Consider the following 12418-nt stretch of genomic DNA (forward strand, 5'->3'; position numbering starts at 1 on the left):
TCGATCTTGACCGTGTGTTGAATCGCCTCACCGACGATCGTTAAGTGAGTACGCTTCATGCGGTGGAGCTGGGGGTTTTGGGGCCTCTCCAGGTCCGGCGAGACGGCGCCCCGGTCACGATCCCGGGCGCCAAACCGCGCGCCATCCTCACGATGCTCGGGCTGCACGGCGGTTCGGTGGTGTCGACCGAAACGCTGGTCGAACTTCTATGGGGCGACGACCCCCCGCGCACCGCCGCCAAGGCGCTCCAGACCCACATCTCTGCGCTGCGTCGCACGCTGGGCGATGGCTTCGTTGTGACGCAAGGAATGGGCTGGATCCTCAATGTGGCCGAGACCGATGCCTCACGCTACAAGCGGGTCGCCAAGATGGCCCGAGACGCCGCGGCCGCAGGCGACATCACCCAAGCCGCGGTCGCCTTCGAGGAGGCGCTGGCCCTCTGGCGCGGAACCCCCGAACTGCCCGATAGCCGCCGCGGAATAGCGGAGAAGACACGCTGGATCGAGGGCCATGCCGCGCTGGTCGAGGATCGCGCCGATGCGCTGCTGGCGACGGGCCGGGCGGCGGAGATCGTGGGCGAGCTCGAGGCAGCGGTCGCCGAAGCGCCACTGCGCGAACGGCGGTGGGGCCAGCTGATGCTCGCGCTTTATCGCGCCGGCCGACAGGGCGAAGCCCTGGGCGCGTATCAGCGGGCACGGTCGCTGCTCGCCGAGGAGCTGGGTGTCGATCCCGGGCCGGAGCTTCGCCGGCTCGAGGCCGCGATCGTCGCCCAGGACGCCGCATTGGATATGCCTGTGGCACAGCACGTTTCGTCGGTGACGCGTGCCGTGACATTTCTGCTGACCGACATCGAAGGGTCGACCGTCGCCTGGGAGACCGACGCCGATGCGATGGCGGTGGCGCTCGCCCGCCACGACGAGCTCGTCGAACAGGTCGTCACGTCGCGCGGCGGAAGGCTGATCAAGACGCGCGGAGAGGGCGATGCCACGTTCTCGGTCTTCGAGCGGCCGTCGGCGGCGGCCGCTGCGGCAATCGAGCTGCAGGACGCAATCGTTCACGAGCCGTGGGCACTTCGCGAGCCGATGCGCATTCGTGTCGCCTTGCACACCGGCGAAGCCGAGCTACGCGACGGCGACTACTTCGGTCGGGCGGTCAACCGTGCCGCGCGCCTGCGCTCGCTGGCGACGGGCGGGCAGATCCTGTGTTCGGGTGCGACCGCCGAGCTCGTCATCGACTCGCTGCCCGACGATGTCGTGCTGGCCGACCTTGGGGTGCGTCAGCTCAAAAACCTGGCGCGCCCGGAGCATGTTTTCGAGCTGCGGCTCGAAACCGCCGAGGCGCCAGCGGAGACAAGCGATGTTCCTCTCGAGAGACCCAGCCTCCCAACGGTATTGACGGGGCCCGGGCCGTTCGTCGGGCGCGGCCCTGAGCTCGAACGACTCGTGTCCGCGTGGCAAACGGTGCTCGGGGGTGGCATGCATGCGGTGCTGATCGCCGGCGAGCCGGGTGTAGGCAAGACGCGGTTGGCCGGCGAATGGTCGCGGCAGGCCTACCAGCAAGGCGCGGTCGTGCTGTACGGCCGTTGCGACGAGGATCTCGGTGCGCCGTATCAGCCCTTCGCCGAGGCCCTGCGCGCGCTCGTGCCGTGCCTCGGCGCCAGTGGGTTGCGGGGGCTGCGCGGCGTCGAAGCACTGCTTGCCCTGGTTCCGGGGCTGACCGATGTGCTGCCCGATCTCACGGCGCCGCCGCGCGCCGACCCGGACACCGAACGCTACGCACTGTTCGACGCCGTCGTCGCACTGTTGGAACTCGCTTCGGCGAGCGCGCCCGTCGTGCTGATCCTCGACGACCTGCACTGGGCGGCCAAGCCGACACTGCTGTTGTTGCGCCATCTGCTGCGTTTTGGCGAGCACGCGCGCGTGCAGGTCGTCGGCACGTACCGCAGCACCGACCTCGACCGCTCGCATCCGTTGGCGGCGATGCTTGCCGACCTACACCGCGACAGCACCGCCAATCGTCTTGCGCTCGGCGGCCTCGACGAGGATGACGTGACCACGTATGTCGCCGAGGCGGGCTACGACGACGAAAAGCTCGCCCGGGCGTTGGCGTCGGTCACCGGTGGGAATCCGTTCTTCCTCATCGAGGCGCTACGGCATGTGGACGAAAGCGGCGGGGTGTGGGATCCGAGCACGTTGCCGCAAGGTGTGCGGGAAGCGGTGAGCCGTAGGCTTTCTCGGCTTCCGGCGGAGACGAACAAGGCGCTTGCGGCGGCGGCGGTCGTCGGGAGCAGGTTCTCCCTCGATCTTGTCGAGCGGGTGGTCGAGCAGGACTTGGTGGACGCCTTCGACGAGGCGTGCCATGCGGGCATCGTCATCGAAGAGCCCGGCGGCCGATACCGGTTCAACCACGCCATCGTCCGACAGTCGCTGCTGGCCGAGCTGGCGTCGGTGCGGCGCATGCGACTACATCAACGCATAGCCGCGGCGTTGGAGACCCAGCCCGGCGCAGACGACGAGCTGCTGGCCGAACTGGCGTATCACTATTTCGAATGTGCGTGGGCGGGCAACGCGGCCAAGGCCGTCGAATACTCTCGGCGGGCGGCCGATCAGGCGATGGCACGGCTGGCCTATGAAGGTGCGGCCGACCTTTACGACCGGGCCTTGCACGCGCTGGAGGAGATTGACGACGAGCTGCCTGACCGCGACGATCAGGTCGCAGAGTTGCTAGTCGCGCGTTGCGAAGCGCTGCTGGCAGCTGGTGATGTGGTATCAGCGGCCGATGCAGTGTCGAAACTACAAGCGGCAACGCATGGTTCGGCCCGGCTGGCGGCGTGGGCGACGTGCTTCGACGGGCAGCTGTCGATGCTGATCCACCCCGAGCGATTGGACGAGGTCGAGGTCGCATTGGCCGGCGCCGCCGAAAAGCTTGCCGAATTAGGCGATGCCGCAGGCGAAGCCAAGGCCCACACCGTTCGGGCGGGGTGCCTTGCCCGGCTCGGGCGGATCGGCGACTGCGAAGTCGCCCTGGACGACGCCCTGACCGCGGCGCGGCGCGCGCAGGAACATCGCCGGGTGAACGCCGTTCTGGCGAATGCGCCGCTTGCGGCGCTGTGGGGACCCAACCCGGTTCCGCGCGCGGGCGGGCGATGTCTGGACGTAGTGCGGCTGCTGCGAATCACGACCGACTCTCCTGCGGTCGAGGCGACGTCGACGCGGTGCCAAGCGGTGTTGGAGGCCTTCCGCGGGCGTGCTGCGGCGGCACGTCGGATGATCGAATCGGCGCGGCGCACTGTTACTGAGCTTGGTTTACGCCATGCATTGCTGGAAGTTGAGCAGTTCGCCGGGATTGTCGAGCTAGTTGTCGACGATCCGGCTGCGGCCGAGGGGCATTTGCGCAAGGCGTACAAAGGTTTTCGTCGGATGGGCCTGGACGCGGACACCGCGGAGACGGCCGCGTTGCTGGGTCGGGCTTGCCTTGCTCTCGGTCGAGACGTGGAGGCCGACGAATTGTGTTCGGAGAGTGAGCGGCTCGCGGGACACGCGCTGAAGGCGTCAATCGCGTGGCGGACGCTTCGGGCGCGGCTGCTGTCTCGTCGCGAGGATCACGACGAGGCCCGACGAGTCGCCGAGGCCGCCGTCGCCTTGGCGGAGCGCACCGACGCATTGGTCGATCACGGCGATGCATGTCTGACACTGGCAGTGGTTTTGGGTGCTGCAGGCGACCATGCTGCGGCGCGCGCTGCGGCTGAGCGGGCGGCGGATCTTTACGAGCGGAAAGACGCTGCGGCACTTGTGGAGAAGGCGCGCCACATTCTCGGCGAACGTGTCCGGCCGGTTGCACCAGCTCCACCTGAAGCGCCTAGCGTCAAGCTGGACAACGCATGCGTACGAGCCGGCGAACGCGTCGTTGCCGCTGTTAATCACCAGGCATGGGACGAAGCCGAGCAGCTGTTTTCACCCGACGCCTTCCACGAGAGTCGCCGGAAGATCGTCGGCTTTACGTCAGACGACCTGCCGCCCGGCGAATGGCCACACCGGCGCGTTCTCGAAATGGGCGGCGTCCGGGCCAGCCAAGTGGTGATCGCGGTGCGAGGCGAGCGCCTAGCGCTCGCTCGAGTGGTGATCGGCACGACCGACGTGAGCCCCGGGGCGCCTTACGACGAATTTCTCTCGGTATCTGGCATCGATGAAGAGGGTCGAATCGCGCTGAGCGTGTGGTTCGACGTCGAAGACATCGACGCCGCAATGGCCGAACTCGAGGCCGCGCACGCCAGGCTCGAAGGGCGACGCCCGGCGCAACCCGAACCGCTGCCTATCGAGCTCGACAACGCGTGTGTGCGAGCGGGCGATCGGGTAACGGACGCCATAAACCGTGAGGCTTGGGACGAGTTCGAGCAGCTGTTCGCGCCAGATGGGTTGATCGAAAGCCGCCGGAAGATAGTCGGTTTTGGACAGATCGACGTCCCGGCTGGCGAGTTTCCACGTGTGAACAGGCGAGTTCTCGAGAAAGTCCCCATGCGGGTCAACCAACTCGTAATTGCCGTGCGAGGCGAGCGTCTGGCGCTCTCTCGATTGGTGATAGGGGCGGGCGACGTGAGCCCCGGAGCACCGCAGGACGAATTCCTCTTACTTTATGGCATCGATGAAGATGGCCGGATAGTGCTGCAGGTGTGGTTCGACGTCGATGACATCGACGCTGCGACCACCGAACTCGACGTACTGCATGCCCGGTCCGAGGACCAGCACCCGCAGACGCGACGGCTGCAAAACGCGGCAAGCAGCGCCTACGGTCGCTTGTGGCGGTATTTCGCGGCCCGCGACTGGGAAGCTCTAGCAGACACAATAGACCCGGATGTATCCGACGACGATCATCGTCGTGTCGTGAATGCCGGCCTCCGGCATGGTCGGGATGCCTTGATCGCAAACTTGCGGGCTGTTGCCGACGTGGGGACCACGAATGTCACGCCAGTAGTCATTGCCACCCGTGGCGAGCGCCTCGTCCTCGCTAGTGTCCGCTTATCGAGTCGTGATGAACGGCCCGAGGCGTTCTACAACGAAGTACTTCGCGTCATCGAGATCAACTCCGACGAGCGGATCGCGGCCCTCGCAGTGTTCGATCTCGACGACTTTGACTCCGCCATCGCAGAGCTCGAGGCTCGCTACCTTGCCGGTGAGGCGGCCGCCCACGCACACACCTGGTCGGCAATTACGAAGGGCTACAACGCGGTCAGCCGACGCGAACTCCCGTTGACGACGCCGGACTGGGTGAACATCGACCACCGGCAAGGGAGAGCGTTCGCGCCCGGCGAGATGATCCCATATATCCATGCCACTTGGGACGTCGCGCCGGAATCCAGAATCTACATCGAGGCTGTGCATCGGCTGAGCGATCAGGGAGCGGTCGTAACCAATGCCATGACTGCCAGCTCGCAGGAAGGCTTTGACGCTGAGTGGCGCGAAGTCTTTCTTCTGATGTTTGAGGGCGACAACATCAACCGCTGCGAGCTCTTCGACGAGGCAGACCTCGACGCCGCGATCGCGCGGTTCGATGAGCTCAGTCGGCCGGCACCACAGCTGGAAAACGCGGCAAGCAAAGCCAGCGATCGATTCCTCGCGTGCTTCGCGGCGCGTGATTGGGATGCGATGGCCGAGATGACGGCTGACGATTTTTCGAGTGACGATCGTCGTCGCGTGGTGGGCGCGGGCGTCCAATTAGGCCGAGATGTCGATATCGAAAATATGCGGGCCTGGGCTGACGTCGGGATTAGGAACATGACGTCAGACGTCATCGCGATCCGGGGAGAGCGTCTCTTCCTCGGTCGTACCCGGTTTTTGGGCCCCGACCAACGGCCCGACGCGTTCCAAAGCGAGGTGCTCGGCATCGTTGAGATCGATGCCGAAAGCCGGGTCGTAGCGCGCGTCGTATTCGACCTCGACAACATCGAAGCTGCCTTTGAGGAACTCGACGCCCGCTATCTCGCCGGTGAAGCGGCCGCCCACCCGCGCACTTGGTCGCTGCTGACAGCGGCCGACGCCGCGCTCGACCGGTATGAGATCCCTGCGCACACCCAGGACTGGGTCAATATCGACCACCGGCACGCGACAGCGTTCGCGCCGGGTGGCCTGATCGCATACCTTCGTGCCGGTTGGGATTTCGCCCGAGACATCAAAAATCGCATCCTCGCCGTGCATCGGCTGACCGACCTCGGAGCCGTCGTCACCCACTTGGCGCATGGCACATTGCAAAACGGATCCGATGTCGAATGGCGGGAGGTCGCCTTAACCACATTCGAAGGCAATTTGGTCAACCGCTGCGAGCTGTTCGACGAGGCAGACGTCGACGCCGCGATTGCGAGGCTCGAAGAGCTCAGTCGGCCGGCGCCGCAGTTGGAGAACGCGGCAAGCCAAGTGACCCAGCGATTTTTGTCGCACTACGCAGCTGGCGACTGGGACGCCATGTCGGAGATACTGGCCGACGATTTTTCCAGTGACGACCGCCGTGGTGTGGTGGGCGCGGGAATCCGACATGGTCGAGATGCCCAAATCTCGGACATGCGAGCGATCGCCGACCTGACGATCACAAACTTCACGGTGACCGTCATGGCAACCCGCGGGGAGCGCCTCGTCCTCCTGCGTGCCCGCATGTCGTTCCTGAATCAAGGGCCCGAGGCGTTTGTCACTGAGTTGCTCTCCATCGTCGAGATCAAAGCCGACGGGCGTATCGCGGCGATCGTCGTGTTCGACCTCGACGACTTCGACGCCGCTGTAGCGGAACTCGAAGCCCGCTACCTCGCCGGGGAAGCGGCCGCCCATGCGCACACCTGGTCGGTGATCGCGAAGGCATATGCCGGATTCAACCGGCGCGAGCTCTCCAGGAAGACGCCGGACTGGGTGAACATCGACCACCGTCGCGGAGCAGCATTCGCTCCTGGCGACCTCATCGCCTACATCCAAGCCGCATGGAACGATTCGCCTGACACCAAAATCTACATCGAGGCTGTGCATCGGCTGAATAACCTCGGGGCGGTCGTCACCCATGCGGCGCATGGGATCTCACAAGCGGGCTTCGAGGCTGAATGGCGGGATATCTTCCTTCTCACGGTCCAGGGGGACCTAGTCAGCCGCAGCGAGCTATTCGACCAGGCCAACCTCGACATTGCGATCGCGAAGTTCGAACAGTTCAGTCGGCCGGCGCGCCGGCTCGAATGCGCGTTCAGCCGAGTGGCAGAACGCTTTTCGGCGTGCTTCGCTGCCCGCGACTGGGTCGCAATGGCGGACTTGTTCGCCGAAGACCTTTTGGTCGACGATCGCCGGCGGACCGTGAACGCGGGGATACGGCATGGCCGAGATGCCACGATCGAAGACATGTGGGCGTCCGCCGAAGTCGGATTCACCGAGATGACCTCGGTCGTCATCGCGATCCGCGGAGGGCGCCTCGCGCTCACTCGTTTCTCCGTTCGCGGTCAGCAACCAGAAGAGGTCGCAGCCGAGGCCCTTCATGTTGCCGAGATCGACTCCGACGAGAGGACCGCGGCGATCGTCATATTCGACGTCGAGGACCTTGAGGCCGCCATCGCAGAGCTCGACGGCCGCTACCTCGCCGGCGAGGCGACACCTTATGCACACACATGGTCGGTGATTGCAGGGGCGTACGCTGCGTTGAACCGCCACGAACTCCCTGCGACGACTCCCGACTGGGTGACCGTCGACCACCGCAAAGAGACCGCGTTCCAGCCCGACGACGCGATCGCCTACATCCGCGCCGGATTGGACGCCGACAAAGACAGAACTATTTATATCGAGCTTGTGCATCGGCTGAATAGCCACGGAGCGGTCGTCACTTACGCGGCACACGAGATTACGAGTGAGGGCTTCGAAGCTGAGTGGCGCGGGATCGCGGTTCTCATTGTCGAAGGCGACATGATCAATCGCACTGAGGTATTCGACGAGGCAGACACCGACGCGGCGCTTGCGAGGTTCGAACAGCTGAGCCGGCCGGCACCGCGGCTGGAAAACGCAGCCAGTCAAGCGTACGACCGTCTCAATTCGTACTTTGCCCGCGACTGGGATGCGATGGCGAAGCTCATGGCCGAGGACTTTTCGATCGACGATCGTCGTCGAGTGGTGGGTGAAGAAGGTCCACGCGATCGCGATGGCCAGATGGCAAATATGCGTGCGGCTGCCGAGCTCGGGTTTACGAACGTGACGCCGACCGTGATTGCAACCCGCGGACGACGACTCATACTCGCGCGTGCTTCCTGCTCGACCCGCGATCAGGGCCCCGAGCTGGCCCTCGTGGAGGTACTTTGCGTCGTCGAGATCAACGACGTCAACAAGATCGCAGTGATCGTCGTGTTCGATCCCGACGACATCGACGCTGCCTTCCAAGAACTCGAAACTCGGTACATCGCAGGCGAAGCTGGCGCGTACGCAGATACGTGGACACGCGTCACTCGCGCGTATGAAGCGCTCAACAGACACGAACTCCCACAGACCACGCTCGACTGGATAAATACCGATCATCGGCGACTCGCGCCAATCGCGGACGGTGATCTCCACGCATACCTTCGTGCGACGTGGGAGCTCTCGCCGCAATCCAGCATCTATGTCGAAACCGTACACCGGTTGAGTATTTCTGGCGCCGTCGTCAGTCACATCGTGAATGGGACCTCACAACAAGGTTTTGACGCCGAGTGGCGCACGACCGTTCTGGTAACGTTCGAAGGCGACAAGATCAACCGCTCCGAACTATTCGACGAGACAGAGCTCGACACGGCACTCGTCCGATTTGACCAACTGCAAGCCCGGGCGCGAAAACTAGAAAACGCGGCAAGCCGAGCGTACGAGCGTTTTCGGAGGTATTTCGCCGCCCGCGACTGGGCCGCCATGGCGGAGCTACTGACCGCCGATACGACCGTCGATGACCATCGACGAGTCGTGAATGCCGAAATCCGGCGCGGTCGGGATGTCGAAATCGCGAACATGCGAGCCTTCGCCGAGATTGGGGCCACCAGAAGTACGGCGACAGTCATCGCGACTCGAGGCGAACACCTTGTCCTCTGCCGGACGTGTATCTCGACCGAAGACCACCAAGCTGGGGGATTTGGTATCGAACTGCTCATTGTCGTCGAGACCACCGCCGACAAACGGATCCAATCACGGGTCGCATACGATCCCGACGACATCGATGCCGCGTTCGAGGAACTCGAAACCCGGTACATCGCCGGCGAAGCTGCCGCCCACGCGCAGACGTGGTCGGTCATCGCGCGGTCCTATTCAGCGTCGAACCGGCGCGAACTTCCCGGCATGACAACGGATTCGGTTTTCGTCGACCATCGGACGACCATAACGACCGAGGCGGAAGATCTGGCCGCATATCTTCCCGCCATCTGGGACGTCATGCCGGACATCCGCGTCCACATCGAGGCGGTGCATCGGCTGAGCCACCGCGGAGCCGTCGTCACCCATGCTGCCCGCGGAACCTCGCAACAGGGTTTTGACGCCGAGTGGCGGACGATTAACCTCGTCACAGTCGAAGGCGACCTATTGAGCCGCGTCGAAGTCTACGACGAGACAGAGCTTGACACCGCCCTCGCCCGTCTTGAGGAACTGCAAGCGCACGTGACACGTCTAGAAAACGCGGCAAGCCGGGCAGATGATCGGTTCTTTGCCCTCAGCCGGGCCCGCAATTGGCCAGCGGCGGCCGAGATACTGGCCGACAACAGCTTTGTCGACGATCGCCGTCGCGTGGTGAACATCGGCGTCTGGGACGGACGCGATGGCGTGATGACGAATCTTCAAGCTCTAGCCGATGCGGTGGTGGACGTAACGTCGACCGCCATTGCAATCCGCGGGGACCGCCTCGCCCTGAGCCGTATCTGTGCCCCGAACCGCGACAAGCGGCAAGGCGATTTCGGCGTCGAAATGCTCAGCATCGTCGAGATCGACACCGAGGGGCGGCTCGCGGCGCACATCATGTTCGACATCGACGACCTCGACGCCGCCTTCGAGGAGCTCGAGGCCCGGTATCTCGCCGGCGAAGCGGCCGTCTACGCGCGTACGTGGTCGGCCATCGCCCGTGGCTACGCCGCGCTTAACCAGCACGAGATGCCCCCGACGACGAAGGATTGGGTGAACATCGACCACCGGCGTGGGATCGCTTTTGCGCCCGGGGACTTTGTCGAGTACATGCGTGCCACCGTTGACGTCGCGTCGGATATCAAGGGCCACATCGAGGCTGTGCATCGGCTGAGCGATGTTGGAGCGGTTACCACGCACACAATGCGTGGAACCTCCCAAAAGGGCTTTGACGCCACGTGGCGAGAAACCATTCTTCTGACCGTCGATGGCGACCTAATCAACCGATGCGAGATGTACGACGAGGAGGACGTCGATGCTGCACTCGCACGATTCGACGAACTCGATCGGCCGCCGCTAACACAGCCGTAAGCGCAGCTCGGCTACGCCGCTATTGAAGGCTGCCGATTCTCTTGCGCAGTATCTTCTGGAGAAGCTCGGTTTGCCGATCGTCGAATCCGATGTCGCCGCACCGATCAGGCCAATCCTGCGCGGCGTCGACGATCGAATCGATCATGCGGGACGTAGCGCGTGTTCGTAGGCCGAGCCGTTCGCCGGCATCGACGAAGTGAGCACGGGTAAGCCGATTCGCACGCCCATACAGAGTGAGCGCCATCGGATCACGCCACCGCATGTAAGGCTGGGTGCACAGCAGGTCGTAAGCAGGTGTCGGCTGCCATACGCCGTCGGGACTGTAGATCGATAGATTCTTGCCGTGCAAATCTCCGTTGCCGATAAGCCAGGAGAACACAACGGTTTTGAGCAATTCCAGGGCGGCCGCCGCCCTAGATCCGCCGCCGCGGGCACAGGCATCTGCAAGCGTGCCGATGGCAGTCTCGGCTTTGATGCGGTATTTGGAAGCCGGGTAGATACCAGCGACTTGGCACGCGTCTTCCTGCGCGATACGTATCAGGCCGTCGCGGTCGAATCGTTTCACCAGCAATGCGCTCCGACCGGCGGTATCGTGTAGCAAAGACGTTGCGGCGACGCGTAATCCACACGCAGCGGCCATCGACATAAAGAAGTGCTCATTCTCAACCAACAGCGGGTACTCCACGGGATTGAGCTTGAGGATCGCCGGCCCGGAGCGAGTCAGCGTCGGCGCCGAAATCATCGCAGCACTCACCTTCGGCTGGACTCCCGCCAATCCGACGGGATCTGCATCAACTGAGCCGACGAGTTTGTTGAACACGGCCCTAAAGTCGGTGTCGCGCTCTGGGTCGAACATCGGCAGCGGCGTAACACGGTCCGCGCCGGACGGCACCACCCCGACATTGCCGACCGTGTCCGCGCCAATCGCCAACAGCAGCGTCAGGTGATCGTCGGCTGAGGTCTTTGTCGATGAGGTCACCACACCAAGCCGGACACCCTCGGGAAGTAGGCCAGCGAAGAACGCCGGAACCGCGCCACCCGTAGTGACCACGGGGTAGCGCTCGGTGCGAAGCAGTGACCACGACACCGATCGGTCACGCACGCTCGCATCGGCTGAGCGCGTATCGGGAACGTAGTCGAAGCTGATCGTGTCGCGTTGCCCGCGCGCCAAGTGGGCCACGAGATCGTCACCGAGATACACGTCGGCTTCGGCGACCTGGCGTAGGTCAAGCTGTCCTGACGCGCTCATAAGGACGCGACACCGATTTCGATACGCATCCCCAACGCTTCGGCAATTTCGATGACTGAGGCAAATTTGACCGAGCCGCGCCCCCGCTCTAACGCTTGGACGGTCGAACGGGACACGCCAGCGAGGTCGGCCAGCGTCTGCTGGGTAAGACGTAACGCGATCCGGCGATCGGCGAACGCCCGGCCTATGCGTGCAATTTCAGGCATAGTCGGATCAGGACCCAGTCGCCTGCGCCTCGGGCCAGCCATTTCGCTCCTTATGAATAAAATTGCACGCATAAGCCATGCTGCCCGGGCTTCGCCGCCTCGTCAAGGCCTTATGCTTGCATTTCTACGCTCAACGAGCAAAAGACCGCTCATCGGCGGCTTCTCTTTGGAGTTCGGCATTGTGCCGGTTCAATCCCATTCAGCGGGAGGTGGTTTCGTTCTCGGGCCTTGACGGCGTCAAACGCCAAGTCAAAAGGCGACACGAAAGTTCTCGTCATAACGACACGGTCACGTCATGGTTGCGGACTGTGAAATTCCTTGCGTGGCAACCGTGCGAAAGCCAGATACTTTACTTCTGCCACAGAAGTTTATTTCTGTCACAGTGCTGATCGACCACGGTCGGCCGAAACCGACTAACGAAATCCGAAGTGATTAGCGGAAAGATGACATGTGAGGAGGACCCCCTCGGCTCAGACGCTCGATGATATGGGCGTCGGGGATTTGTTTCCGGAGCT

General features: G+C 63.6%; 3 protein-coding genes. 1 reads left to right on the forward strand and 2 read right to left on the reverse strand.

Features of this window, described 5'->3' with window-relative positions:
- Window positions 1-62: 62 nt before the first annotated feature.
- Window positions 63-10448 (forward strand): BTAD domain-containing putative transcriptional regulator, encoded by a 10386-nt coding sequence (locus AWC14_RS24720; RefSeq protein ID WP_052425672.1) that lies wholly within the window; start codon window positions 63-65, stop codon window positions 10446-10448.
- A 19-nt stretch (window positions 10449-10467) separates the two neighbouring features.
- Here AWC14_RS24720 and AWC14_RS24725 read toward each other — a convergent pair whose 3' ends face one another.
- Both AWC14_RS24725 and AWC14_RS24730 read right to left on the reverse strand, forming a co-directional pair.
- On the reverse strand, window positions 10468-11697 hold the full coding sequence (locus AWC14_RS24725; RefSeq protein ID WP_045383501.1) for a type II toxin-antitoxin system HipA family toxin: 1230 nt from the start codon (window positions 11695-11697) through the stop codon (window positions 10468-10470).
- The gene (locus tag AWC14_RS24730; RefSeq protein ID WP_045383504.1) at window positions 11694-11903 is read right to left on the reverse strand and encodes a helix-turn-helix transcriptional regulator; all 210 of its coding nucleotides are present in this window, start codon (window positions 11901-11903) and stop codon (window positions 11694-11696) included. The genes AWC14_RS24725 and AWC14_RS24730 overlap by 4 nt, the downstream gene beginning before the upstream one ends.
- Between the last annotated feature and the right edge of the window lie 515 nt (window positions 11904-12418).

Origin of the sequence: Mycobacterium kyorinense, assembly GCF_002101735.1 — a bacterium.
Classification (GTDB): Bacteria; Actinomycetota; Actinomycetes; order Mycobacteriales; family Mycobacteriaceae; genus Mycobacterium; species Mycobacterium kyorinense.